General features: G+C 62.8%; 25 protein-coding genes. 3 read left to right on the top strand and 22 right to left on the bottom strand.

Going from position 1 to position 25,480, the window contains the following annotated elements; translation table 11 throughout:
- Position 1: 1 nt before the first annotated feature.
- Positions 2 to 277, bottom strand: a complete 276-nt coding sequence (locus tag NKI35_RS14925) for a glycosyl hydrolase 108 family protein (RefSeq protein ID WP_352740642.1) — start codon at positions 275 to 277, stop codon at positions 2 to 4.
- Positions 278 to 321: 44 nt separating this feature from the next.
- On the opposite strand from NKI35_RS14925, the gene NKI35_RS14920 reads away from it, so the two are divergent.
- Positions 322 to 1,413, top strand: coding sequence for an acyltransferase family protein (locus NKI35_RS14920; protein WP_352740640.1), 1,092 nt, complete (start codon positions 322 to 324; stop codon positions 1,411 to 1,413).
- Here the strand turns inward: NKI35_RS14920 and NKI35_RS14915 are convergent.
- The 6 genes from NKI35_RS14915 to NKI35_RS14890 all read right to left on the bottom strand — a co-directional run bounded on the left by NKI35_RS14915 (position 1,410) and on the right by NKI35_RS14890 (position 5,243).
- A complete protein-coding gene (locus NKI35_RS14915; RefSeq protein WP_352740639.1) occupies positions 1,410 to 1,580 on the bottom strand; it encodes a hypothetical protein in 171 nt (56 codons plus the stop codon). The two genes, NKI35_RS14920 and NKI35_RS14915, sit on opposite strands and share 4 nt — an antisense overlap.
- Positions 1,581 to 1,889: 309 nt before the next feature.
- Entirely contained in the window at positions 1,890 to 2,189 is a 300-nt protein-coding gene (locus tag NKI35_RS14910) for a DUF6074 family protein (protein WP_352740637.1), read from the bottom strand.
- Positions 2,190 to 2,320: 131 nt separating this feature from the next.
- Positions 2,321 to 2,683 carry a hypothetical protein gene (locus tag NKI35_RS14905; protein WP_352740635.1) on the bottom strand — a complete coding sequence of 121 codons (363 nt, stop codon included), beginning with the start codon at positions 2,681 to 2,683 and terminating at the stop codon, positions 2,321 to 2,323.
- 261 nt (positions 2,684 to 2,944) lie between these two features.
- Complete coding sequence (locus tag NKI35_RS14900) at positions 2,945 to 3,640, bottom strand: hypothetical protein (protein ID WP_352740633.1); 696 nt, start codon at positions 3,638 to 3,640, stop codon at positions 2,945 to 2,947.
- The gene (locus NKI35_RS14895) at positions 3,637 to 3,819 is read right to left on the bottom strand and encodes a hypothetical protein (RefSeq protein ID WP_031197728.1); all 183 of its coding nucleotides are present in this window, start codon (positions 3,817 to 3,819) and stop codon (positions 3,637 to 3,639) included. Before NKI35_RS14895 ends, NKI35_RS14900 begins: the two co-directional genes overlap by 4 nt.
- A 119-nt stretch (positions 3,820 to 3,938) precedes the next feature.
- Positions 3,939 to 5,243 (bottom strand): tyrosine-type recombinase/integrase, encoded by a 1,305-nt coding sequence (locus NKI35_RS14890; RefSeq protein WP_352740631.1) that lies wholly within the window; start codon positions 5,241 to 5,243, stop codon positions 3,939 to 3,941.
- A 416-nt stretch (positions 5,244 to 5,659) separates the two neighbouring features.
- Here NKI35_RS14890 and NKI35_RS14885 point away from each other — a divergent pair, with 416 nt between their 5' ends.
- Together NKI35_RS14885 and dhaL are read left to right on the top strand one after the other, a co-directional pair.
- Complete coding sequence (locus NKI35_RS14885) at positions 5,660 to 6,667, top strand: dihydroxyacetone kinase subunit DhaK (protein ID WP_023667709.1); 1,008 nt, start codon at positions 5,660 to 5,662, stop codon at positions 6,665 to 6,667.
- A gap of 24 nt (positions 6,668 to 6,691) precedes the next feature.
- The gene (dhaL, locus tag NKI35_RS14880; protein WP_352740629.1) at positions 6,692 to 7,333 is read left to right on the top strand and encodes a dihydroxyacetone kinase subunit DhaL; all 642 of its coding nucleotides are present in this window, start codon (positions 6,692 to 6,694) and stop codon (positions 7,331 to 7,333) included.
- Between the two features lie 15 nt (positions 7,334 to 7,348).
- Here dhaL and derI read toward each other — a convergent pair whose 3' ends face one another.
- From derI to oiaX, 15 genes are all read right to left on the bottom strand, one after another.
- On the bottom strand, positions 7,349 to 7,786 hold the full coding sequence (gene derI, locus NKI35_RS14875; protein WP_352740627.1) for a D-erythrulose-4-phosphate isomerase: 438 nt from the start codon (positions 7,784 to 7,786) through the stop codon (positions 7,349 to 7,351).
- A gap of 25 nt (positions 7,787 to 7,811) precedes the next feature.
- Entirely contained in the window at positions 7,812 to 8,579 is a 768-nt protein-coding gene (locus tag NKI35_RS14870) for a triose-phosphate isomerase (RefSeq protein ID WP_352740624.1), read from the bottom strand.
- A 57-nt stretch (positions 8,580 to 8,636) separates the two neighbouring features.
- Positions 8,637 to 9,575 carry a sugar phosphate isomerase/epimerase family protein gene (locus NKI35_RS14865; protein WP_352740622.1) on the bottom strand — a complete coding sequence of 313 codons (939 nt, stop codon included), beginning with the start codon at positions 9,573 to 9,575 and terminating at the stop codon, positions 8,637 to 8,639.
- Complete coding sequence (locus NKI35_RS14860) at positions 9,575 to 11,092, bottom strand: glycerol-3-phosphate dehydrogenase (protein ID WP_352740620.1); 1,518 nt, start codon at positions 11,090 to 11,092, stop codon at positions 9,575 to 9,577. Before NKI35_RS14860 ends, NKI35_RS14865 begins: the two co-directional genes overlap by 1 nt.
- Positions 11,089 to 12,648, bottom strand: coding sequence for an FGGY-family carbohydrate kinase (locus NKI35_RS14855; protein WP_352740618.1), 1,560 nt, complete (start codon positions 12,646 to 12,648; stop codon positions 11,089 to 11,091). Before NKI35_RS14855 ends, NKI35_RS14860 begins: the two co-directional genes overlap by 4 nt.
- Positions 12,649 to 12,758: 110 nt before the next feature.
- The gene (locus NKI35_RS14850) at positions 12,759 to 13,700 is read right to left on the bottom strand and encodes a D-ribose ABC transporter substrate-binding protein (RefSeq protein WP_081725422.1); all 942 of its coding nucleotides are present in this window, start codon (positions 13,698 to 13,700) and stop codon (positions 12,759 to 12,761) included.
- Between the two features lie 39 nt (positions 13,701 to 13,739).
- Entirely contained in the window at positions 13,740 to 14,873 is a 1,134-nt protein-coding gene (locus NKI35_RS14845; protein WP_352740616.1) for an ABC transporter permease, read from the bottom strand.
- Positions 14,874 to 14,899: 26 nt separating this feature from the next.
- On the bottom strand, positions 14,900 to 16,438 hold the full coding sequence (locus tag NKI35_RS14840; protein ID WP_352740614.1) for a sugar ABC transporter ATP-binding protein: 1,539 nt from the start codon (positions 16,436 to 16,438) through the stop codon (positions 14,900 to 14,902).
- Positions 16,435 to 17,085 (bottom strand): DUF2291 family protein, encoded by a 651-nt coding sequence (locus tag NKI35_RS14835; protein WP_352740612.1) that lies wholly within the window; start codon positions 17,083 to 17,085, stop codon positions 16,435 to 16,437. The genes NKI35_RS14840 and NKI35_RS14835 overlap by 4 nt, the downstream gene beginning before the upstream one ends.
- Positions 17,086 to 17,118: 33 nt before the next feature.
- Entirely contained in the window at positions 17,119 to 18,132 is a 1,014-nt protein-coding gene (locus NKI35_RS14830; protein ID WP_352740610.1) for a sugar-binding transcriptional regulator, read from the bottom strand.
- 275 nt (positions 18,133 to 18,407) lie between these two features.
- Entirely contained in the window at positions 18,408 to 20,153 is a 1,746-nt protein-coding gene (locus NKI35_RS14825) for a glycerol-3-phosphate dehydrogenase/oxidase (protein ID WP_502897143.1), read from the bottom strand.
- Positions 20,150 to 20,926 carry a DeoR/GlpR family DNA-binding transcription regulator gene (locus tag NKI35_RS14820; RefSeq protein ID WP_031249056.1) on the bottom strand — a complete coding sequence of 259 codons (777 nt, stop codon included), beginning with the start codon at positions 20,924 to 20,926 and terminating at the stop codon, positions 20,150 to 20,152. Before NKI35_RS14820 ends, NKI35_RS14825 begins: the two co-directional genes overlap by 4 nt.
- On the bottom strand, positions 20,923 to 22,446 hold the full coding sequence (locus tag NKI35_RS14815) for an FGGY-family carbohydrate kinase (RefSeq protein WP_352740608.1): 1,524 nt from the start codon (positions 22,444 to 22,446) through the stop codon (positions 20,923 to 20,925). Before NKI35_RS14815 ends, NKI35_RS14820 begins: the two co-directional genes overlap by 4 nt.
- 287 nt (positions 22,447 to 22,733) lie before the next feature.
- A complete protein-coding gene (locus tag NKI35_RS14810) occupies positions 22,734 to 24,068 on the bottom strand; it encodes a four-carbon acid sugar kinase family protein (RefSeq protein ID WP_352740607.1) in 1,335 nt (444 codons plus the stop codon).
- Between the two features lie 4 nt (positions 24,069 to 24,072).
- Positions 24,073 to 25,323: a 3-oxo-isoapionate-4-phosphate decarboxylase OiaX gene (gene oiaX, locus NKI35_RS14805; protein WP_352740605.1), complete on the bottom strand. Its 1,251-nt coding sequence runs from the start codon at positions 25,321 to 25,323 to the stop codon at positions 24,073 to 24,075.
- Between the last annotated feature and the right edge of the window lie 157 nt (positions 25,324 to 25,480).

Below are 25,480 nucleotides of genomic sequence, written 5' to 3'. Positions count from 1 at the left end.
ATCAAAGAGGACGGCACTGTAGCCAATTTCTCCGATTGGAGAGTGGAGCGGAACTGCCGTTTGACTTTCGGTTGGACGGCCTCACCCGGCTGCGCCAACGCTGCCGGCATCTTGCTATACCTGAAGCGCAAGGGCCCTTGCGCTTGCGGTAGCCGTCATAGACGCGCTGGGTAACGCCCTTCATTGTTGGGCTGCCAGGGTCGGCAGGGTGGTTTGAGTAGCCGCCTTCGTGCACCAGCACGAGGTCAAGGCTTTGCTTCTCGCGGGTTACGGCCATGGGTGCCTCTTGAGGTTGTGGGGATTTGGTGCGAGAAGCCGGCCATGACCTCTCCAAAATTGTACTTGGCGCCGCTAGACGGCCTGCGCTTCTTCGCGTTCCTTGCGGTGTTTTTCCACCACATGTCGGACTTCACGGCGTCTGCCGTACTTGACAAGATGCACAACTACGGCTGGGTCGGCGTCGAGTTGTTCTTCCTGATATCGTCGTTCCTGTTTTTCCACTTGCTCGATGCGGAGTACGTCAAGACAGGCGGCATCGGCGTGCGGAATTTCTTTGTGCGCCGCTTTCTGCGCATCTACCCGCTGATGATCCTGTTCGCGATCGCCATGCTGGTCATCTACGGCAGCCCGGACGGCAACGGCTACTTCCGGCTGGCTGGTCTGGCGCTTTTTCTCGATAACGCCGTCGCGTGGTTCAAGAGCTACAACCTGTCGATCCCAAACACGGCGCACCTGTGGACGCTCTCATTCGAGTTCCAGATTTACCTGCTGATCCCGTTCGTCTTTCTCGCTTATCGCCGGTTCGGCAAAACCGTCTTTCTTGGAGCGCTGCTGGCTGTGTTCGTCTACTGCTTCCTTGCGCGGATGACGGTCTACGGCCTCGGAGCGAGCCACCCGATCATCTGGGTTACGCCGTTCTTGCGACCTGAGAGCGTTCTGGGCGGAATGGCGCTCTACATCCTTCGACCGCAGTGGCATTGGGGGTTCTCGATCGCCGTAGCCGTGGCTGCTGGCGCTGCTTTCCTGTCGTTGGCGCCGCCGTGGGTCTCGCCCGTGGCCTCTGCCTTCAGTTACCCTCTGGCGGCGTTGATGTTCGGCGGGCTGGTCGACGCCGGATTACGCGCACCGCTTCTAGCAACGGTGCTGTCGGCCACTCCGTTGCGGTTCCTGGGTCGAATCTCGTACGGCCTGTACGTCTATCACTTTGCCGTTATCGCCTACTCGGTCGGGACGGCAACGAAGGCGCGAGGACATGCCATCGCACCCGCGACGAATGCCGGCGACTATTGGACATTGTGGGCAACCGCGCTGATGCTGACAATTGTAGCCGCGACCATCAGCTACTTCGCTTTCGAGAAGTGGGTGGCGATGTACAAAGTCCGGTTCGCTGCGGTTGAAGGCCGGGCGGCTTAGGCGCTCTTCAAGTTTTTCACTTCTTCGGCTTCCTTAGCCGGATCGCGCTGCTTCACAAGCTGCTCGTTTATGGATTGAATGATCGGCATTGCAAATTTAAAAGGCACGTCCTGCGGGGCGCGGTCGACAACCGCCATCTGCTCTTCGGTAAAGGTCAATGTGTACATGGTTTCTCCTATCATACCGCCAACCCGTAGTTGATCAGCGCGGTGCGAAGTTCATTGATGCGTGTGGCGAGGTTGACGTTTGTTTCGGCGCCCCCTGTAGAGAGGGCGGCACGACAGTGGCTTTAGCAACCGGAGTTGTATTCATTGAAGAAACCAACACCAGCCGTATTTATCTGGTTGTTGGCCGCGCCGTCACGAGGCGGATACCACCAGTCCCCTTGCCTATCAGGCTCATGTCGGCGTTGGCATCATCACCGCAAACTTGGGGCCTGAGGCCCCACACCCCCACTCGTTCCGCTTCGCGGACGGTTATGCTGCCGTTGGTGGCGGCGCTTCATGATTGGGCATGGAATGGTCGATAGTGCTGGCAACGGCTGCCGAGTATCGACGGATTTCCATATCGACTTGGCGGCAGGGAACACCGACAGCGCGAAGCTGGGCTCGCAGGCCTTTGACGTGCTCGCTCCAGAACTTGCGGCCGGCGATATAGTGGAGGGTGCAGAGTTCGTGGGCGGTGGCGCGGATAAGGACGGCGCGGCGATCGGCGGGGAATGCCACTATCTGGCCGGTCTTCCTTGCTGGCTGCTTGAAAAGGTCGAGTTGTGTCATGCGTCACCCGAGCAAGATGGCTGTATTAGCGGGACCACTGTGGTCTCGCCTGCGGAGGGGTGCGGGAAAGGTCCATGCGGGACCACTGTGGTCCAGGAGACCAGCGCCGGCATGCGGGACCACTGTGGTCCTCATGGCTCCTCACCTCTCGCTGTAAATTTTGGATTGAAGGGCGTCGGCAGCGCCAACCGAAGCGTCCGCACTTCGTTGATGCCACCACCCGGGATTTTGTGCCGACACCGGCTCACGATGAACAGGCCGAGCCGCTCGTACAGGCCTATCTCGCGGGATGTCGTTTTGATTGAGCAGCCTCCTCCCATCTTGGCAAATTCGAAATTCGTGCCGCTGATGGTCCCGGCCTTCATGTTGAGGTGCTGTCGGACGAAGGCCAGCAACCGAAAGCTGATGTTCTCGGCGTGAACGATTTGCAGGGCGCAGTGGTGCCAGTCGGCGAAAGCCTCCTCGCATTCCTTGAACGTGGATCCCCACCTCATGTGGATGGCAGCGCTGCGCTGGATCTTCTTCCGCTAGCCGGTCCACCGCGGATTGCTGGCGTCGGCGCCGGGGATGAATGGGCTGGGCTGGACGGTCACGCATCCCCCCTCGGGGCCGGCAAGGCTGCAGTGATCAACTGCCGCTCGCGTGCCTGTATATCGCGGTCTTCATGGAACTGGTGAACGTCGAACAGGTCGATGATATGTGACCGCAAGATATGAGCGATGTTGTCGGGCGACAGCGCCTCGAGTTGGCATGTCTCACCCTCCCATCGCGCGGTGCGGCTGTCGGTCTTCTTGGGCGGCGGTAGGCAGCGAATAGCGAAACATTTGGTCAGCAGTCAGGGGGATGCGCTTGAGGTCGACTGTCACAGATTTGCCGCTCGGGTCATAGTCGCCCAGGTGCAGGATCACCGTCGGCTTTGCGATCTCGCATATTCGATCGGCCAGATCCTTCTTCGCAGTGAGACTGTCGAAGCCGCCTGAGGAATAGGCTTGCACCGAGAATTCTCGGCTGACCTTGAAGAGCTGCGACAGCATGCCGGCGGCCTCGCACCAGACCTCGACGTGCAGGTTTTGATTGGCGAGCATGTTCCGATGGTAGTTTTTGCCGAGCACCCGCACATGGCGCAGGAAATGGTTCTGGTCGTCAAAATGGTCCATGCGGTGCGTGACCACGCCATCGTCGCGGATCGCATTGAACGGGATCACCCGGCCGCGGCGCGCGTTGCCGATATGGTCGATCAGCTTCGAGTAAAACGACTCATCCTTCGGATAACCGTAGGCGCCGACCAGCCGATAAAAGACATGGCGGATCGTGAGCGGCCAGTGTTCCCGGTATTCGGTGAGAACCATGTCGACCGCATCGAGCAGCGCCAGCGTCTTGGTCTGCGGCTGGTAGTTGGCGATGTAGCCCTTCGGTCGGCCAGTTTTACGGCTAGGCGTAATTTCGCTCATGTGGCGCGGGCCCGCCGCAGGTTCGCTTCCCTGATCGCTTCGATCGCTTCAGCAGCGGTCAGGCCGAACGCCTGCTTCAGATGGGGGATAATTGGCCGGCTGATGCGCTCCCGGCTGTCAGATCGCAGCCAGGCTGCAGCCTCATCGATAGCAGCGCTATGTTCGTGATCAGTGGTCATTAGGCCACCGCGTCTCGCTGGTCGACGCGGGCCTTCACCCAAGCATCTAACTCAGCCTCGACAAACGATCTCTCGTTCGGCTCGCTCCGAGAAATCGTGCTGATAGTTGAAATTGAGGGTCATTGACCGGCCGCCTTTATCTGGATGACATTGTTGGCCGTCTTGCGGCCTGTCAGCGCCACAAGCGCGCCCTCCCAGCGCGTCAGGGCGTCTCGCTTCACCTTGAGGCGGTCAGACTGGTTGTACGTCCTGACTAGCGCCGTAGGCACATGCCCGATGACAGCCTCGGCAACCTCGTCCATCACGTCGAGCTCGGACAGCCGGGTGCGAACCGTCCGGCGGATGTCATGATTGACCCACGCCGGCAGCTTGGCCTCTTGATCGTCTTTCCGAAGCGCTGCGAGCATGGCGGCGTCAATCCGCAGCTTGACCTTATGGCCGATCGTCACCGGTCCCGCGCCGTCGAGCGAGCAAAGCCAGTTGCATTTCTTTAACCGCGGCAACTTGGCGATGATGCCGAGCGCTTCGTCAGTGAGAGGCACAACGTGATCGCGGCCGGACTTGAAGCGCGCCGCCGGCACAGTCAGCGTCTTGCGGTCAACGTCGACTTCGGTCCATGACGCCTGGGCGATATCGTTGAGGCGCTGGCCGGTCAGCAGCAGCAGCCGATAGACGGCGCTGTAGACGTCGCCAGCGGCCGTGGCAGTCCAGAGCGCCCCAATCTCAGCATCGGTCAGGACGCGGTCCCTTGATCCCTTCTCGCCGATGGTGGTGCGCACCTTCTTTGCCCGGAAGGGTGAGGCGGTGATCAGGTCGTCATCGACACACCAGCCGAAGAACGTCCCGATCTTCTGGGCGATGTTGAGCGCCTGCCGCTGCGCGCCGCGCGCATAGATCGGTTCGACCACTTCCATGATGTCGGCATTGGTGAGGGTGGCGACGTCCCTGCCCTTCCACTTCGGCAGGCATTCCCGGTTGAGGTCGCGCTCGTCCTCGTCGGCCTTGCGGATGCCATCGCGGCGCCGGGCTTTGATGAACCGTTCAAGGATGGTTTCGAAAGACCGGTCACGGCTCTCTGTCGTTGCCCTCGCCGCCGCCTGCCGCTCCTCGTCAGCCTGGACCTTCGGGTCAATGCCGCGATCAATGAGCGCTGCCCACTGCCTCGCCTTGGTGCGTGCCGCTTCAAGCGACATGACGTCGTACTCTCCCAGCGCGCGGCGGGCTGGCTGAGTTGCAACACCGAAACGGGCGATGTAGACAAAGCTGACTTGTCCGGCCTTAAGCTTTGAACCGTTGGACGGCTCCTTGTCGGTTACGCGGACGCCCATGCTCGGGACTTGGGCATCCATGATCACGTATCGCTTGCCAGGAGCAGCCGGCTTCAAAGCCTTCAGGCGGTTGTCGGTCAGGTTCTCGCGGGGCATTAGGGCTCTCCGGGGCAACGTCGGGGCAACAGGATGCAACTGCTGCCTATGTTGCCCTGTGTGCTCTAATGTGCAACAGGAAAGCTGAAATCGTTATGAAACAAGGGGTTTTTCAGGAGTGGAACAACCGGTATATGGCGCTGGTGGGCTATCCCGAGAGCGGCTGTTAACCGGTTGGTCGCTGGTTCGAATCCGGCCCCGGGAGCCACCGCCTTTTCTAAGCCGTGGTGCGAACTTGTACACTACAGTGCCATTGTCCGTGCACGTCGGTCCGCTTCGGTTCTGCCAGAACGGCTGGTAAACAGCTACGAAGCCGATCGAAGGCAGTTTTGTGGGCATCGCGCCCCTGCCCTCGCTCGAGGCAGCCTGATAACGCCCGGTATCATCTATTAAAATACCAAATCGGGAGGACGTTGGTGCAAACCAAGAAGATCATCAATGACGGCAACCGCGCCGTCGACGAGATGCTGGAAGGCATCCTGGCAGCGCATCCCCGCCACCTTAAAGCCGTTGACGGCAGCCCGCGCTCGATCATCGCCCGCGACGGACCGCGCCAAGGCAAGGTAGGCCTCGTCATTGGTGGCGGCTCGGGCCACGAGCCGAGTTTTCTCGGCTTCGTCGGCAAGGGGCTGGCCGACGCGGCGGCCATCGGCAATGTCTTCGCCTCTCCGCCGCCCGACCCGATCCTCGAATGCGCCAAGGCGGCGAGCGGCGGCGCCGGTGTGCTGTTCATGTACGGCAACTATGCCGGCGACGTCATGAATTTCGACATGGCGGCCGAAATGGCAGCAATGGACGACATCGAGGTGCGCACGGTGCTGAGCACCGACGACGTCGCTTCCGCGCCCGTTGGTGACAGGCACAAGCGGCGCGGTGTCGCAGGGAACTTCTTCATCTTCAAGGCGGCAGGCGCCGCCTGCGACCGCATGTTGTCTTTCGATGAATGCGAACGCATTGCCGGGAAAGCCAACGACCACACCTTTACCATGGGCGTCGCATTGGCGCCCTGTTCGTTGCCGCAAACCCGCCGGCCGAATTTCGAAATCGGACCCGACGAGATGGAGATCGGCATGGGCATCCATGGCGAACCCGGCATCGCACGCGGAAAACTCAAAACGGCCGACGAGATCACTGACGAAATGCTGGACAGGATTCTGGCCGAGATGGCGCCGGCACGCGGCGAGAAGGTCGCCGTGCTGGTCAATTCGCTGGGTTCGACACCGCTGATGGAACTCTACATCATGAACCGGCGCGTGAAGCAGCGGCTTGACGATATCGGTGTATCCATTCACGCAAGCTGGGTCGGCAATTACTGCACCTCGCTCGAAATGGCCGGCGCTTCGATTACGCTGCACCACCTCGACGACGAGTTGCAAACGATGCTCGACCACCCTTGCGACTGCGCCATGTTTCGCGCCGGGTAAACTGGGGACGGCAAGGAGCAAGAGATGACGACAATCGACACCACGCGCCTTGCCGCGATGTTCGCGGCCATCGCCGATGCCATGTCAGCGGACCGGGACCGGTTGTGCGCGCTCGACGGGGTGATCGGCGATGCCGACCACGGCATTGCGATGGAGCTTGGATTTTCCGCGGCACGCGATTCGGTGGCCGCATTGGATACCGGCACCACCGATCCGACCATCTTGCTGAACACTGCGGCGAAGTCGTTCCTCAACGCCGTCGGCGCCTCCTCGGGCCCGCTCTATGCCACCGCGTTCATGCGCGGCGCGGCCGCCGTCAAGGGCAAGGCGACGCTCGACGACTCCGACGCGGTGGCTATGTTCCAAGCGATGGCCAGAGGCATTCAGGATCGCGGCAAGGCCGAGCCTGGTGAAAAGACGATGATCGATGCGTGGGCGCCGGCCGCGAGGGCTGCGGGCGAGGCCCTGGCCGCCGGCAAGGGGCTGGCCGGCAGCCTCGCGGCTGCAGCCGAGGCGGCAAAGGCCGGCGCGGAGGCGACCAAGACGATGATCGCCACCAAGGGCCGGGCCTCCCGCCTCGGCGAACGCTCGCTTGGCCACATGGATCCAGGCGCGGCGTCCGCCGTAACCGTCATTGAGGCGATGCGGGTTGCCTTGACCGGTTAGGTCAGGAGCCGATCCTCAGCGCTTCGCGTCGAGCTTGTCTATGGCTTGCACATTGCTGGCAGAGGGGCCGTTCGGATCGAACTCCGAGGCCAGCCACGCATCGGCGATCGATTTCGCCAGTTCGGGACCGATGACGCGAGCGCCCATGGTGATGATCTGGGCGTTGTTCGATTTCGCAGCGCGCTCCGCCGAATAGGTGTCGTGGGTGAGCGCGGCGCGGATGCCCGGAACCTTGTTGGCCGAGATGCTGACGCCGATGCCGGTGCCGCAAAACAGGATGGCGCGGTCGTAATTGCCGTCGATAATTTCGTGGCCGACCGCGGCGGCGATCTCGGCGTAGAATCCGGCCTGGCTCAGGTCGACGACCTGCAGCTCTGCCTTGGTGGCGAGATGCTTGGCGATGACATCGAGCAGCGGCTTGCCGGCGCTGTCGGCTCCAAGTGCAATCTTCATGACAATGACCTCCTTTGCTTCATGGTCAGCGCCCGATGGCGGCCGACACTTTTTTCAGAATGTCGATATAGCCTTCCGCTTGCCATGCCGAGCGGCCGATGAACAGGCCGTCTATACGCGGCTGGCCGATCAGTTCGGCCGCGTTGCCGGGATTGACGCTGCCGCCGTAGAGCACAAGCGGGGCAGCCGGCAACCGGGTTGCTGCGACCTGCTTGATCAGCGCCTGCCGCTTGTCGGCATAGCCGGCACTGGCCGGAATGCCTTTCTCCCCGATCGCCCACACCGGTTCATAGGCAAAGAGTATCTCTGCCGACAACTCATTGCCCGCGAGACCTTGCAGCGCGCCAAGCACCTGCGCGGTCAGGATTTCATCGGCGCGGCCGGCCTCGCGCTCGGCCAGCGTCTCGCCGACGCAGATCAACGGCACGAAGCCGTGCCTGACCGCCGCCGCCGTTTTCAGTCCGACGGTTTTATCCGTCTCACCAAAATGCTCGCGACGTTCGCTGTGGCCGAGTTCGATCAGGTCCAGCCCGCAATCCCTGAGCATCACCGGCGAAATCTCGCCCGTCCAGGCGCCGGCATCGGCCCAATGCATGTTCTGGGCGCCGACCTTGACGCGGGTGCTGGCGAGCGCCGCCTTGACCTGCCGCACCGCGGTGAACGGCGGAATGACGAAAGGCTGTATCGCCGGATCGAAACCAGGCACGAAGGCCGCCAGCGCGTCGGCGAACTGCAGCGCCTCCGCCAGCGTCTTGTTCATCTTCCAGCTCGTGCCGACCCAATATGGGGCCATTTCTTTTCCTCCTTCGATACTTTTCTGGCCGATATCGCGCCGGCTTTCGGGATTCGTTCAGGCCCGAGGCTTGAGGCTGTCGCGGCCGGCGTCGATATAGGGCGCCCAGAAATCCACCGACTCGCGGATCATCGCGATAACCTGATGATCGACCGGCTCCCTCTCCCGGAAGGAAAGTTCGAGGCAGATCTCATTGTCGGTTCCGCCACCAGCCCGCACGGTATCGAGCAGTTTTTGCGGGACGATGCGGCCATCCTTGTTGTAGGCGGCCGTGAACGGCCAGTGACTGCCCTTGTTCATCGACGACTGCTTGATGTGGATGATCGGCGACTGCAGCGGAAAGGCTTTCGCCCACGCATAGGGATCGGTGTCGTCAGGATTGGGCGAGGTCACGTCGCCATGGTCGATGTCGACCATCATCCGCATCGGGATCGGCAGTTTCGCCGCATCGATGGCGCCCTGCAATTCAACGCAGCTTTCGATCGTGTGGCCAAACTCGCGGCCGACCGACATCGGCTCCCAGAACAGATAGGTCAGGCCCGCAGCCCTGGCGTGCTCGGCCACCTCGCGCCAGCATTCGAGCGCGATATCGAAAAGGGCCGCACGCCGCTGCGGATCGTCAAAATCCTTGTGCGTGAATATGGCGAACTGCGTCCCCATGCTTGAAGCGCCAAGCTCGGCGGAAATGTCGGCAAAGGTCTTGAACCAGTCGACATAGTAGCGGCGCACATCGGCGTCTGGATGACCGAAATGATTGAGCCGGCCATACGGCCCGGTCATCCCGGATGTGATGCGAACCCCGGTCCGCGCCAGGGCGCTGTTGAACCGGCGAACGAACTTGGCGATCGTTGCCGCCGGCCAACCCGGATTGACGAATTCATGCGTCAGCTGCACGTCGCGGATGCCGATGCCATAGGCAATGGCGTCGATCAGATCGTCGGGATCGGCGAAGCGATTGACCAGCGGGTTGGTGTTCAGCGAAAGCGTGAAGGCCATCAGTTCACCCCCGCCATGGTCTTTGTGCACCAGTCCTCGAATGTTTTCCGCTCGGCCGCATTGATATGCAGCCCGTGTTTGGTCCGGCGTTCGAGAACGTCGGCGGCGGTCATCGCCCATTCGGTGTCGAACAGGAAGACAACTTCCCGCTCATAGAAATCCGGGCCGAAACGCCGGCCGAGATCGGCTTCGCCTTTTACCCCTTTCAGCAAGGCGCGCGTGCGCGTGCCGTAGCTTCGGGCATAGTGCTTCACCAGAGACGGGCTAAGCCACGAAAACTCGGCGTGCAGATCACCCAGGAACTGTTCGAAATCCGCATTCGGCAGATCGCCTCCCGGCAAGGGAATCTTGGCAGTCCAGGCCTTCTTCATCGTCGGAAAGAACGGCTGGATCTTTTCCAGCGCATGTTCGGATAGTTTGCGGAAGGTGGTGATCTTGCCGCCGAACACTGACAGCAGCGGCGCGCCGCCGTTGGGGGCATCCAGCTCGAAAATGTAGTCGCGCGTTACCGCGCTTGGATTGTCGGCATTGTCGTCATAGAGCGGACGCACGCCCGAGAAACTGTAAACTACGTCTTGCGCGGTGAGTTGACGCTTGAAATAGCGATTGACCACCTTGATCAGATAATCGATCTCGCTGGCCTCGGCGGCTACTTCCTCGGGCCGTCCCTCGTAGGGAATGTCGGTGGTGCCGATCAGCGCCAGATCGTTCTCATACGGGTTGACGAAGATCACCCGCTTGTCATTGTTCTGGATCAGATAGGCTTGCCGTCCCTCCCAGAATTTTGGCACGACGATATGGCTTCCTTTCACCAGGCGAACGTTGCGGGTGGAATTCTGTCCGGCGACGCGGCTGACGATGTCATTCACCCATGGCCCGGCCGCGTTGACCAACCCGCGTGCGCGGACCCTCGTCACAGCGCCCGTGCGGCCGTCCTGCATGTCGATCGACCACAGGCCGTCTTCGCGCCAGGCAGCAATGCAGGCAGTGCGAGTGAAGACTTTTGCGCCGCGCTGACTGGCATCGAGCGCATTGAGCAGCACCAGCCTGGCGTCGTCGACCCAGCAGTCGGAATATTCGAAGCCGCGCTTGAATTCGTCCTTGATCGGCGCCCCTTCCGGCGCTGTTCTCAAATTCAGTGTCCTCGTTCCCGGCAGCCGCTTGCGGCCGCCAAGATGGTCGTAGAGAAACAGCCCGAGCCGGACCAGCCATGCCGGCCTGTCCTCGGGGCTGTGCGGCAGCACGAAGCGCATCGGCCAGATGATGTGCGGCGCCGCCTCAAGCAGCACCTCGCGTTCGATCAGCGCTTCGCGCACCAGCCGGAACTCGTAATATTCGAGGTAGCGCAGACCGCCATGCACCAGCTTGCCGGAACGCGAACTGGTGCCTTGCGCCAGATCGTCCTTCTCGCACAGGATGACCGACAGCCCGCGACCCGCGGCATCGCGCGCTATGCCGGCGCCGTTGACGCCACCGCCGATCACGAAGAGATCGGCAATATCCGTTGTATCGCTCAAGACTTAGCTCCTGTGCGGTGCGCCATACCTTTCCACACGGGCCGCAGCGCCTGGCGCGCCGCGACGAAGGATGGAAACAGCGCATCGTAGGTTTGGGAAAGCGCCTCGTCATAGGCGTCGCATTCGCCCAGAAGCGGCGTCACCCATTCGGCGCAGCAATCATCCATGGAGCGATAGACGCCGAGCCCGACCGCGGCCATCATCGCCGCACCCGCGGCACCTGCTTCCTGGCGGCTGCTGGTCCTGACTTGCGTGCGGGTCGCCGCAGCGATGATACCGCGCAGCGACGGGCTGCGCGCCGCGCCACCCGACAGGCGGATCTCGCTGGGCATGCTGCCCATCGCCTGGTAGCAATCGCGTGCCGCAAACGCCAATCCCTCGAGAACCGCGCGCGCCAGATCGCCAAAACCGTGCTTGACGGAAAGCCCGATGAAGCCGGCGCGCGCGTCTGGATCGACGAACGGTCCGCGTTCGCCGGCCAGCGAGATGTAGGGCTGATAGACCAGCGATCCGGGCTCCGATCCTTCGACCCAGGCATCGAGCGCTTTCAGCAATTCGTCGCGCGAAGGTTTTACACCGCTGGCGGTCAGCACGTCGCGCGCCAGTCCAAGCAGCCAGTCGATGTTGAGCGTCGCCGCCATATTGGATTGCAGTTGCGCATAGGCGCCGGGGACCGGCATGGCGATCGTGTAGCCTGATGCGTTGTCGTTGAGGACGACATCGTCGGGAGTGCGCGCCAGGCGCGTGTGGATGCCGGTCGAGCCGATGACCGTGCAGCCGACATTACCGCTTGGATCATAGAGGCCGGCGCCAAGCGCGGTGCTGACCATGTCGACGTAGCCCAGCACCACCGGCGTGCCCGCAAGCAGGCCGGTCTCGCCTGCTGCCGACACAGAAAGCGGATGATGATCGGTCGTGCCTTCGAGCATGGGCGGCAACAGGCGGCGGTGCGACGTCAGATCCAGAATGTCGAGCACCTCGTCGGAATAGCTGCGCGAGCGAAAATCGCCGAAGGTGAAGGTGCCTTCCGAAGGATCTGTGGCGCGCTCGCCGGTCATCTTGAAATAGAGCCAGTCCTTGCAGTGAAAGGCAGTGGCGGCGCGCTCCAGAATTTCCGGGCTGTTCCTCTTCAGCCAGCTGAGCTGAGCTCCCTGCTGGCAGGCGTTGAGCCCGGTGCCGGTGATCTCGAACCGCGTGCGATCCCGGGGATCGCCGCGCATCTCGTCCACCAGATGGCCGGCGCGGGCATCGAGCCAGAGCCACGCGCGCCCGACCGGCATGCCGTCGCCATCGATCAGCCAGGTGCCGTCGCCCTGCCCGGTGATCGCGACAGAAGCGGCTCGCCGCGCGAGGTCGGGAATTTTCGTCGCCAGATCGCGAACCGTCAGCGCCATGTCGCGCCAGGTTTGATCAAGGTCCTGCTCGGCGCCGCCGCCTTGCAGCGTGACGAAGCTGTTGCTCACCGACGCCATGGCAAGCTGCCGCCCCGACAGATCGAAAGCGACGGATTTGATCACGGACGTTCCCGCGTCGATCCCGATCAGCAGGTCTTTCATGCCGCAAGTTCCGGATGTTTATGAAGGCAATTCACAAGGAGCAGTCTTTGTTGTCTCGAACCCATGGAAGAGCCAGGGAGTGTCCGCGAAGGACACCCCCTGAGCAGGTTTTACTCCGACAGCACGAAGGGTGCGGTGTACTTGTCCACATTGTCCTTGGTGATGAGAAGGCAATCGAACAGCTGCTTCTCGCTGGTGGCGCCGGTAGCGCCCGACTTGATGAACGAGTCGGCCTGCTGCACAGCCTTCGCCGAGAAGATGGCCACCGGCTGAAGCACGGTGTACTGCAGTTCGCCGGACTTGATGGCCGCAACCGCATCCGGGGAGCCGTCAAAGCCGCCGACCTTGATGCCGGCGAGCTTGCCGGCTTCCTTCAGCGCCGCAACCGCGCCAAGCGCCATTTCGTCGTTGCCGCTGATCACCGCGATGATGTCGGGATTGGCCTGCAGCATGCTCTGCATCTTGTCGTGTCCCTGGGTACGATCCCAGTTGGCGACCTGCGAAGCGGCCTTTTCGAGATCCGGATACTGGCTCAGCACGGTCGCGTAGCCGTTCGAGCGCGTGGCGGCGTTGTTGTCCGACGGGGCGCCGAGCAGTTCGACATACTTGCCCTTTTCACCGACCGCCTGCACCCACTGCTGGGCACCGAGGGCTGCACCCTGCGCGTTGTTGGAGACGAGCTGTCCCTTGGCAAGGCCTTCCTGGTTGATCTCGGCATTGACGAGGAAAACCGGGATGTTGGCGGCAATTGCCTTCTTCACCGCGCCAACCGAACCATCGGCATTGGCCGGGTCGAGGATGATCGCCACCGACTTGTTGGTGATGGCGGTGTCGATCAGATTGCTTTCGGTATTGGTGTCGCCCTTGTGGGCGGCGACGTTGGCTGTATAGCCAAGCTTTTCGGCTTCGGCCTTGGCGACGTTGCCTTCGGTCAGCCAGTAGGGGTTGGCCGGATCGTTGACGATGATCGAGATCAGGCCCGCGGCCGATGCGGCTGCGCTAAACCCGACCACCATCGCGGCGGCAAGCAAACTTCTAAGCACGATTTTCATGTACATTCCTCCAATGATTTTACGCGGTCTTGCTGCCAGTCAGCTGGCAGTCTTCCCTTGGGCAGGATTGGCCGGTTCGGCCTTCCCCCGTTTCTGAGAAGTCGGTTGGCCGCCCGTCGAAGCTGGAAGCTTGCTACGGCGGCGATACTGAACGGCATTGAGGAGCACCGCGAGCACGATGACGGCGCCGGTGAACACTGTCTGCCAGTAGGATGAGATGCCGATGATCACCAGACCGTCGGACAGGAAGCCGATGACGAAGGCTCCGAGCAGGGTGCCACGAATGTTGCCGCGCCCGCCGGTGAGTGCCGCGCCGCCGATGACGACGGCGGCGATGGCCGTCAGTTCGTAAGTGGTGCCAGCGGTCGGTCCGGCCGAGGTCAACTGCGAGGACAGGATCAGGCCGGCAATGGCGGCACAGATGCCTGAAAGCACATAGACCGAAATCTGCACGGTCTTGACCGGAACGCCGGAGAGTTCGGCGGCGCGCTCATTGCCGCCCGAGGCGTAGAGCCAGCGTCCAAAGGCGGTGCGGTTCAGGACGATGCTGCCGATCAGCGCGATGACCGCCAGCACCACCACGCCGGTCGGCACGCCGAACAGGCGGTTGAAGCCGAGAGCATCGAAACCGGTGTTGCCCAACTCCGGCTTGCCGCCGAGATTATTGTAGGTCAGGCCGCTGGTCATCAGCAGTGCCAGGCCGCGCGCCATGTACATGACGCCGAGCGTGGCGACGAAGGCCGGAACCTTGAACCGCGCGATCAGCACGCCGTTGATCAGCCCGACGGCGGCGCCCAGCATGCAGGCCAGCACCGCGACCACCCAGACGGGCGGGTAGAGAACGACGCCGAGCCAGGTCAGCGTCACGCCTTGCATCAGAAAACCGGCGACGACGCCGGCAAGCCCGAGCGTCGACCCCACCGACAGGTCGATGCCGCCATTGAGGATGACGAGCAGCATGCCGATGGCGAGAATCCCGAAGATGGCGACATGCGAAGCCATGGTCAGGAAATTCGCCACCGAGAGGTAGTAGGGCGACAGGATCGAGAAGACGACAATGATGACGATCAGGGCAAAGAAGGCCCGGCCTTCGAGCAGCAGCTTGGCCACGTCGAAGCCCTCTCCGCCCGCACTGGGGCTGGACTGTTTGCTGGCCTGGCTGACATCGCTCATGGGTCGGGGCTCCGGAAATTCTGTGGTCAGGCGACCACGGCTTCGCCGGAGGCGGCCATGATCTGCTCTTTGGTGGCGTTGGCGCCGAATTCGGCTGAAATCTTGCCGCGCCGCATCACGACGATGCGATGGGCGATGCTGAGGCACTCATTGACCTCCGAAGTCGAGAAGACGACCGCCAAGCCTTGCGCGGCGCGCTCGCTGAGCAAGCGAAAGACTTCGGCCTTGGCGCCGACATCGATGCCGCGGCTCGGCTCGTCGAGAAGGATGACCTTGGGATCTGTCGTCAGCATCTTGCCGATGACGACCTTCTGCTGGTTGCCGCCCGACAGCGATCCGATCATGGCGTTGCCGCCCGCGGTCTTGATGGTCACCTTGCGGATCGAATCGTCGATCAGTGCGCGTTCCCTCGGCCGGGAGAGGAACAGGCGTTTCGCGAACGCCTCGATGCTGGCAAGCGACAGATTGCGGCCGACGGTCATGGTCTGAACCAGGCCGTCGCGCTGGCGATCCTCGGGCACCAGCACCAGACCTCTGGCGATACGCTGCGCAATGGTCAGCCCCGAGACGTCCTCGCCTTCGAGCAGCGCCCGCCCGCCCGCCATGGGCACACGGCCGGCGACGGCCTCCAGCAATTCCGTGCGGCCCGCGCCCATCAGCCCATAGATGCAGACGATCTCGCCCGCTTTGACATCCAGCGACAGATGATCGACGACGTAGCCTGAACCCGAAGCGTCGGTGACGCTGACATCCTCGATCGACAGCGCCACCGCGCCGAACTCGTGGCCGGTCGGCGGCGAGCCGAGATCGAAATTCTCGCCCACCATGTTGCGGACGATCCATTCGAGGTCGATGTCCTTGGCCTCGGCCGTCGCCGTGATCGCCCCGTCACGCAGCACGACGGCGTAGTCGGTGATCTGCAGCGCCTCTTCGAGGTGATGCGAGATGTAGACGATGGAGACGCCGCGGCTGGTCAGGTCGCGGATCACCTTGAACAGCACTTCGACCTCCGTGGCGCTCAGCGCGGAGGTCGGCTCGTCCATGATCAGGATGCGGGAATCGACCGACAGCGCGCGTGCGATCTCGACGATCTGCTGCTGCCCCAGGCGCAGGTCCTCGACCAGGGTCATCGGATCGATGTCTTCTTCGAGGTCGGCCATCAGCGCCCGCGCCTGGCGCGACTCCTCGGCGAAGTCGAGGCCGGTTCTGGTGCGCAGTTCGCGGCCCATGAAGATGTTGTCGCGAACGCTGAGGTTCGGCGCCAGGCTGAGCTCCTGGTGGATGATCGAAATGCCGCGATCGCGCGCGTCTGAAGACGAGGCAAAGCTGACGAGATTGCCGTCGAGCACGATGTCGCCGGATGTCGGCGTCACCACGCCGGACAGGATCTTCATCAGCGTCGATTTGCCGGCGCCATTCTCTCCGAACAGGGTGGTGACCTTGCCGCGATGGATGTCGAAGTTGACGCCCTTGAGCGCGTGAACGCCGCCATACGACATGACGACATTGCGCGCCGAAAGCACGGCGTCGCCAGCTGCGGGTTCTGTGCCGAAAGCCGAATTCATTTGACCTCCAGCCTCACCGGCGTGACCAGCCAGCTCTTCGGATTGACCAGCTTGAAAGCGCCAACCACCGCTATTGTCTTGCCGGTCAAGGCACTGGTATCGACTTTCGCCAGCACCTCCTTCTTCATCTCGTTGTTCAGCGCCGAGCCGGCGTCCTGATACTCGATCTGGTTGGTGAACTGACCAAAGGTGATCTTGCCGGTGGCGTCGCGAAGCTCGGTTCCGTTGATCGCCGGCCCAGTCTGCACGCGGACCGTCAACGTGTCCGGCAAACCGTCGACGGCGACCTTGTAGATGCCCGATTTTCCCTCGCCGACGACGCCGGTGAACTTGACCGAGATGACCGGTCCGACACCCGCCGGCACGCCATATTCCTTTTCGGCCGTCGCCCTGTCCTTGGCGATCGCCGTCGCCACCGTCACGGCGTCCGCGGCACGCGCGTCGACATCGGCTTGCACCTTGGGGAATTCAGATTTGCCGTAGTCGGCCGCCGAAAACACGGCGTTGCGAACATCGCCGGCAGAGCCGATCTTGATCACCTTGGTGTCGAGCGCCATGGCGCCGAGCAGAACCAGAGCCGCGGCGCCGGCAAGTACCCGGCGCAAGCGGGGCGAAGCTTGCCGGGCGGTGGCAGCCTTCGCGCTCATGATGCAACCACCAGCGGTGCGGATTGTCCGTTGTCACGCATTCGAAGTTCCTCCGTTCACGCGGCGCTTCGCGGCCCCGGCTGCATCGTCGAGCTCGACCAGCGCGCGGGCCGTGCATTCGTCGGTGATCAGGCCGCTGAGATAACGGCTTTCGAGTACTGCCTTGATGGCGCGCACCTTCACCTTGCCGCCGGCGACGGCAACGATCCTGCGGCCCTTCAACTGATCGCGCGGAAGCGCCAGTATTCTTTCCGACAGGGCCGTTTCGACCGGACGCCCCTTGTCGTCGAAGAAATGCGCCAGCAATTCACCGACGCCGCCGTCCCGCTTGACCTCATCGATTTCGGAAGGCTCGATCATGCCGGTGGCGACCAGCGACGCCTCCCGCTCGGCCGTGCCTATTCCGACGAACATCAGGTCGGACCGGCTGGCGAGAGCGAACACATCGCTGATGCCGCGTTGGCCAAGCAGCACTTCACGGTCCTCGGCGGTATTGGCGACAAAAGGCACCGGCATGACGAAGGCCTGCGCGCCTGTCCGCTCTGCCAGGCGATGCATGACGTCGTGCGGGTTGGCGGCGAATTTGCGCGTCACGCCGCCAAGCAGCGAGACGAAACGGATGTGAGCAGCAGTTGCGCGCGTCAGATATTCGACGCTGGCGGCAAGCGTGCGGCCATGGCCGACGCCGATCAGCATGTCTTCGCCGCGATCGATTTCGCGCTTCAGGAACTGGGCGCCGGCGATGCCCAGCCCCTTCAACGGCAGTTCGTCCTGATCGAGATCGGGAACCACCTCGCAATAGTCGAGCCCGTAGGCGGCGATCAGGCGCTGTTCAAGGTCGACGCATTCGGCGACGTCGCCGTCGATGAAGACCCTGACCAGACCTTCCTGGTTGGCCTTGGTAATAAGCCTATGCGCCTTGAGGCTGGTCAGGCCAAGCCGCTTGGCCACCTGGGCCTGGGTCAGACCACCGGCATAGTGGAGCCAGGCCGCGCGCGTGGCGAGGCTGGACTCATGGTCGCGGTTCGCGGATCCGCCGGAATTCAAGCCATTCCCTCCCCAGGGTGATAATATTATCTCTGTGTGCAAAAATTTTCATACCTTTGCATCGCTGTCAATCCCTCCGCAGATGGTAGCCTTCAGCCGACGTTCGGCAGCCAACGCGCCTATTATGACCATATGGCAGCGTTATTTTAACGTCAATTTGTGTTATCTCAGCCAGGTGACGGCATGAACCCGTAGGGCCGGCAAAATCCCAATCCGGGTGCAAAATGGGAAGGTTGATGCACACGGCGCAACAAGGGCAAATCGATCGGATTGCCTCAGGAAAAGCTAAGGTGTCGGCGATGGAGCGATCGGTCCAGCCGCATCAGATTCCTGCCCTCGAGCTCGACAACAGCGGCTTCGACCTCCCGCGCGAGGCGCTCGGTGCTCCACCCCAACGCCCGCCCGGCGATCGCGGCAATCTCCGTCAGGTCGCGGCTCGTCAGCGAGCCGCCTATCGCCAACGTGCTGCGGCGCATGACGACATCGGCCAGATGTTCGACGAACTCGTTGCGCGCGATGTAGTCGATTTCCGCCTTGCCGTAGCCGTCCGAGTCCGGCAGACGACCCTCATCATCCGACCCATGCCTGGCGATCTCAACGGCTCTGGTCCCGTAGCGCGACAGCAATTGATCAAGGCGCCCTTCCCCGGCGCCCGTTGCCTGCTGTGCCTCAGCCAGCCAGTCCGCGCGCGCGGCGGCATTGGCCGGAAAATCCCGGCCACCGCCGATCGGCATCGACTGAGTCGACATCTTGCGGCTGCGCTGCAAGCGCTTGAGTACGGTATCAGTGACTTCCTCGGCAAAGCCGCGGAACGTCGTCCATTTGCCGCCGACCAGCGAAATGACTGCAAAGGGCCTGTTGCCGTCCGGCTCGGCAACGGGCGCCGAATGATCGCGGCTGATCAGTCCGGGCGTCGCTGCTTCAGACGTCGGCAGCGGCCGGATGCCGCTATAGGCGTAGACGATCTGGTCGCGCTCGAACGCCATGCCCGGCAAAAGCGTTCGCACGCTGTCGAGCAGATAGTCGACTTCTTCGGGTTCGCAGCGCACCGCGTCGGGATTGTCGGCCTTGATGTCGGTCGAACCGACCAGCGCCAGGCCGAGATAGTCGTAGACCAGGCAGATGCGGCCGTCATCGGCCTCGAAATAGAGCATGCGCCCAGCGAGGCTTTCGACCAATTCGTCATGCTTCAACAGGATATGCGAGCCCTTGGTGCCGCCGATCATCTTCGACGGCGCGCCAAGCAACAGATTGACGTCGTCGATCCACGGACCGGCGGCGTTCACCACCAGCTTCGGCCGCACCGAAAATGCGCTGCCGTTTTCCGGCTGGAAGGTGAGCACGCCATTGGCTGAAGCCGCCAGTGTCGTGTAGTTGGCACCGGCAGACGCCGCGTGGGCCTGCAAGCCGTCGAGGATCAGTTCCAGCACCAGCCGTTCCGGGTGACTTATCTTGGCGTCGTAGTAGGTGCCGGTGGCGACGATCGCCGGATTGAGCGCCGGCATGTCGCCAAGCGCCTGCCGCCGGCCGACCATGCGGTGGCGCGGCATGACCTGGTTTCGTGAACCGTAGAAATCGTAGATCATCAAGCCGATCTTGATCAGCATGGCGCCGCGGCTGCGCGGCGCGCTGGTCGAGCCGAGCAGCGTTCGCAACGCCGCGAGCATGCCCTTGCTCCACGAGAAGATCGGGATGACGGTCGGCAGCGGGCTGACATAGTGCGGCGCGTTTTGCAGAAGCAGATTGCGTTCGAGCGTCGACTGCGCCACCAGCCCGAACTCGCCGGTCTCGAGATATTTCAGGCCGCCGTGGATGAGCCTCGACGGCGCGGCACTGGTGCCCGAGCCGAAATCCGCCTTGTCGACGATCAGGCAGCTGACACCTTGCGCGCACAGATCGCGAAACAGCCCAGCCCCGTTGATGCCGGCGCCAAGAATGACGACGTCGACCTCGCCGGTGCCGGCCATCGCGGCGAGACGCCCGGCGGGATTGTCCGCCGCTGCTCCATCTGCTGGGTTCATGGCGCCTTCGTCTTGACGATGCGCAGTTTCACCCCGGCTCGCTCGAGGCTCTGCGCCTGCGCATCGCCGAGGCCCTCGGTCACCAGCACGGCGTCGAAACTGGTCAAATCGTCGAAGACATGCAGCGCGATCCGGTCGAACTTTGCGTGGTCGACCAAAAGGACTCGCTTCACGGAGGCGGTCATCATCGCCTGCTTGACCCGCACGACATTCGGATCCTGGATGAAGGCCGTGGTTCCGGTGACGGCCGAAGCCGAACAGATCAGCACATTGGCGCGCAACTGCGCCACGGCGTTCTCGCAGACGATGCCGATATAGGCATTGTAAGTGGGATGATACTGGCCGCCGAGGCAGATGAAATCGATATCGTCCACATTGATCAATTGGCCCGCCGTCGAGACGCTGTTGGAAATGACGGTCAGCGGCTTGACGTCGAGCAGCAGCGTCGCGACCGCGTTTGCCGTCGATGAATCATCCAGCATCACCACCTGGCCGGCCTCGATATAATCCAGTGCCGCCCGCGCCAGTGCATCCTTCTCGGCTCGATTGACGGTCACCCGGTAGCGGAAAGCGCTCTCGTAGAGACCGGACGGCTGGACCGTCACCGCACCGTGCAGCTTGCGCAGCACGCCCTGCTGCGCCAGCCGGTCGATATGCCGGTGGATGGTCATGCGCGACACGCCGAAATGCTCGACCAGATCATCGATGCGCACCTGGCCGAGCTTGATCACATAATCGGCGATCTCTTCGCGTCGTTCGTCGGCCTTGATCATGCGTTTACCCCCGGCCGCGCCAGCCTTTCGATATCAGGCCAATGCGACTTCAGCTGCTCGGCTATGCGGCAGTAGAGCGAAAACCGCTCATTGAACACAGCACTGGAGGCGGGCACGGTTTGGTACGTCCGCTCCGTCATGCCGACCTGCCTGGCGCCCTCTTGCGGCGTCTTGAACAAGCCGACCGCAGCACCTGCGCAAAGCGCGGCACCGAGGGCCGCGGTCTCATCCTTCGAGGTGACGGTGACCGGGGCGTTCAGCACGTCGGCAAACATCTGGACGAAAGCAGGATTGCGCGAACCGCCGCCGGTCAGGCGGATCTCGCTGACGGCAAAGCCGTCGCGCAAAGCCTCGACATGGGTGCGGTGATTGAAGGCGATGCCTTCCAGAACCGCCTTCAGCATGTCGCCGCGATTGTGCCAGCCATGCAGGCCGACAAAGCTGCCGCTGGCCAAATCGCCATAGGGAGAGCCGAACAGATAGGGATGAAACAGGATGGTCGAAGGCTTCTTCAACGCCGCGTCGATCTCTCCCGCCAGCAATTCGTGGATGGAACCGCCATCCGTCCTGTCCTGCTCCGCGCGGCAAAACGTGTCGAGAAACCAGTCGTAGTTCGCGGTCGAGGCCGGCGAGATCGACATGTTGTTCCAACGCCCCGCATCGATGGCGTTGCGGCAGAACCAACGTCGGTCGACGCGCGGTTGCGAAGAGACGACTTCGTTGATGGAATACGTGCCGGCGACGATGGCGAGCACGCCGTCTTCATGGCCGCCCATGCCAAGCGCCGAGGCGGCCACGTCGTGCAGGCCGCAGGCGACCGGTGTTCCCTTGCGAAGGCCGGTCCTTTCGGCGGCATCGGCTGTGACTTGACCGGCGATGTCAGCCGAATGCGCCACCGGCGGCAGCGCGCCGAACAGATCCTCCAACCCGAAGATGCGCAGCGCTTCGGGCGCATAGGCTTGCGTGCGAAAATCCGTGAATGAGGTGCTGGCCTCCGTGCGGTCGGTCCCGATCGTGCCGGTCAGGCAAAAGCGCAGCCAGTCCTTGCAGGCCAGCACATGGCCGATGCGGCCAAAGCGCGCAGGATCGTTCTGCTTGAGCCATGCCAGCAGCGCCGACGGCGCCGAAACATGCGGCGTCTGGCCTGTCGTCGCCAGCGCATCGGTGAAAACGGTACCGGCGGACCACCTGTCGACAATGTCGCCGGCGCGGCTGTCGAGCGACAGGATGCCTGGTCCCAAAGGCTGACGATCATGATCGAGCAGATAGAGACCGTCGCCATGCGCGGTCGCCGCCACCGCCTTGACGTCTTCCGCCGGCCTGCCGGAGAGCGCGATCGCCTCCTTGATGGCGTCGGCGGTTGCTTGCCACAGGCCTGCCATGTCGCGTTCCACCCAACGCGCAAGGGGCATCGATTGCGGCACCCGCCGACGCGCCACGGACAACTGCGTGCCGTCGGCATCGAAGATGACCGCCTTGGTGACCGTGAGACCGTTATCGATTCCGAGCAGGCTGGGCATGATCACCGCCTCTTTCAGCAACTGGCGATTGCTACAGGGCGATCCTGCAGTCTGATGCAAGGGCGAAACACATGGCGACAACCCCGATAGAGCAAGGCGGACCAAATGGCAAAAGAACCTTGCCACGACAAAGAACCCATATCTTTATGTGAATTTAACGTCAACAGGCGCGACAATTTCGACGCCATTCAAACCATTGCGTTTCAGGCGGTCGACCACGCTTTTCACCAAGGCTTCGGCGCCAGTCGAGGCTCGGATGAATCTCGCGGTTGCTGGCGCGACGCGTGTCAGCTTCGAAGGCCGTCGCGGATGGCGCTGAAATAGCGGTCGGTTCCGACCTGCCCGCCCTTGAGCGCCACCTCCAGCCCATCGATCGCCTTGACGCGCGAGTGAGCGACGCAAAGCGGCGAGCCCGGCGACGCCGGCAGCGGCATCCGCACAGTCAGCGCATCGACACCCATCTGGCCGAGCGCGTGGCTCGACGTATCGCCTCCGGCTATGACCACGCGCTGCAACTTCTGCTCGATGGTCAGCGCGCGAAGCAGTTCGCCGAGGCCCCGCCCGAGCTTGTGGCGGGCGCCTTCCTGGCGGTCGATTTCGCCCCCCCTGTCGGCCGTGGGTCCAAGGGCCGTGTAGAGTACGACGCTGCGTCCGCCTTCCAGGCTGGCGCGACCGGCTGCTGCTGCGCGTGCGATCGCATCTCCGGAAGCTTCGGAGACCAGTTCGACGGGATCGACCTCGATGCCGTCGAAGCCGTCGGTCAAAGCGTGCCGGATCTGTCGTTCGGTCGTCGGCGAACAACTGCCCGAGACGACCGCGATCCGGTCGGCGGCACCCGGCGGCGAAAATTCTGGTTCAGCTCTCACTGTCCCGTTCGACACCCATTCGGCCAGCAGCGCATATTCGATCCCCGACGAGCCGACGACGAACGAACCGCCCGGCTTGCGGGCGCGCCATATCTCCTTGCCGGCAAGCGCCTGCGTCTCGAGGCTGTCGACATCGACAAGTACGATGTCGGTGCCCTCGGCGAGCAAGCGGTCGAAGGCTTCCGAGCGCGCCGCCGACTGCAACGTCGCGAGGTCGACCAGCCCCGATGTGAGCTCCGTCTGCCGCGACAGATGGATCAGCAGGTCGGATTCATCCATCGGCGTCGTCGGGTGGCGGCTCATCACCGGATGGCGGTCGATGCGGAAATACTTTTTACGATAGGCCGCGAACAAATGACCGAAGGCCGTGTAACGCTTGAGCTGCGGCGCCCCGACCAGCAGCGGCACGCTGTCCTGCGCGAAGACCGAGCGGCCGATCTCGATGGCGCGACCGATGCTGCCGATGGTCGGGCTGGAATCGAAGGTGGAGCAGACCTTGTAGTGATAGATCGCGGCATTCAGCGTCTTCAGCCAAGCGAAGGCATCGCTCAGATGCGTGTTCATCCATTGCGGCGTCTCGCTGCGGCTGGTGCCGGCCAGGCCAATGGCGCGGCAATGGCTGAACTGCTCAACCATGGCCGCGTCCGGCTGGCGCATGAACAGCACGGTCGGGACGCCGCCGAGTTCAAGCGCTTCCATGACGTCGGTCGAACCGGTGAGGTCGTCGCCATAATAGCTGAGCAGCAGGTCTTGCATCGCTTCAGGCCGCTTTGCCGTCGCCGAATTTTTCGATCGACCGCGCCAGCTCCGGATGGCTCAAGGCGAAATCCGCCAGCGGAATGCCGTCGACCGCCGCCTGCCAGGCTTGCTGCACGGCACGCACCCCGGCGCCCGGTCCATCCGGATGGCTGACGATGCCGCCGCCGCACAGATAGAGCAGATCGACCGTCCGGCCGGTCCGTTCATAGGTCTCGGGCGCTTGCCCGCCCCATTGGCCGGAGCCCGCCACAGGCAAGGCGCAATCCTCAGGCGCAAAAATCGGCGTCGTCACCGCCTTGAAGGACTCGACGAAAGACGCGTCCGGCTCCCAGTATTTCGATTGGATGCCGTTGATCTGGAACTGGTCGACGCCGAGCAGCCGCCAGAATTGCTGCCAGACCTTGAAATCCATGCCGAGGCCGGGATGGCGGGTGAGGATGTCCCAGCCGTTGCGATGAGCGTGAAGCACCAGGCTGGAGCGTTTTCTCAAGAAGGCCAGGCCACCGAAACCGACGGAGTTGATGTTGACCACCGCGCAATTGCCGCCGGCCTTGGCCACCAGATCGTGATTGCGCATCATCTCGTCCGGGTCGGCATGCGAGATGCCGAAGGCATACATCACCTTCTTACCGGTCCTCTGCTCGTGGCCGAGGATCAGCGGCATGATTGCCTTTACCCGCTCCGCCAGCGGCGAATAGGCCGGGCTCATCAGCTTCTCATCGTCCTTGATGAAATCGACACCGGCGGCAATCAGCTCGCCCACCATCGCGGCGGTCTCGGGGGGCCGCAGCCCCAGCGCCGGCTTGACGATGGTGCCGATGATCGGCCGATCCGTGACACCTGTCAGCCTGCGGCTGCCGGCGACGCCGAATTGCGGACCTGGATGCGCGCCGCGGAATTGCTCCGGCAGCTTCATGTCGACAACGCGAATGCCGGTTAGGCCCTTGATCGAATAGGCGCCGCCGATGGCAATGGTCATCAGAGCCGACAGGTCGTGGCCGATGGCATCGAATGGAAAGGCGATGTCGACATCCGCGCGCTTGAACGGCCCGTTACCGGCCTCGGGAATGGAGGGGCGAAGTGCGTCCGGCAGGTGCCGAATGGCCAGAACGCGCGCGGCCACCCGGGCCTTCAGTTCCTCGGTTTCGCCGGGCAGCGCGACGAAGGTTCCGGTCGACTGGTCGCTCGCGATCTTGGCTGCCAGCGCCTCGATGCTGCCTGATGTTTCGATGCGGTAGGTGAGCGTGATCATGGTTCGTTGTCTGAGGGCGGAAGGTTCGAAAAGAGTTCCTTGATCGTCGAAATCTGGTATAATGAGTACATAAGCTTTGCAAGCAATATCCTGTCTTGCGGCTATGGCCGATGGGGGCGACGGCCATTCCGGGAATGGCTGTGGCAATGCTAGATAG

Source organism: Mesorhizobium sp. M0676, assembly GCF_040320535.1.
GTDB lineage: Bacteria > Pseudomonadota > Alphaproteobacteria > Rhizobiales > Rhizobiaceae > Mesorhizobium.
Note: the sequence above shows the minus strand (reverse complement) of the source record. Positions and strands in the feature narration are given on the sequence as shown.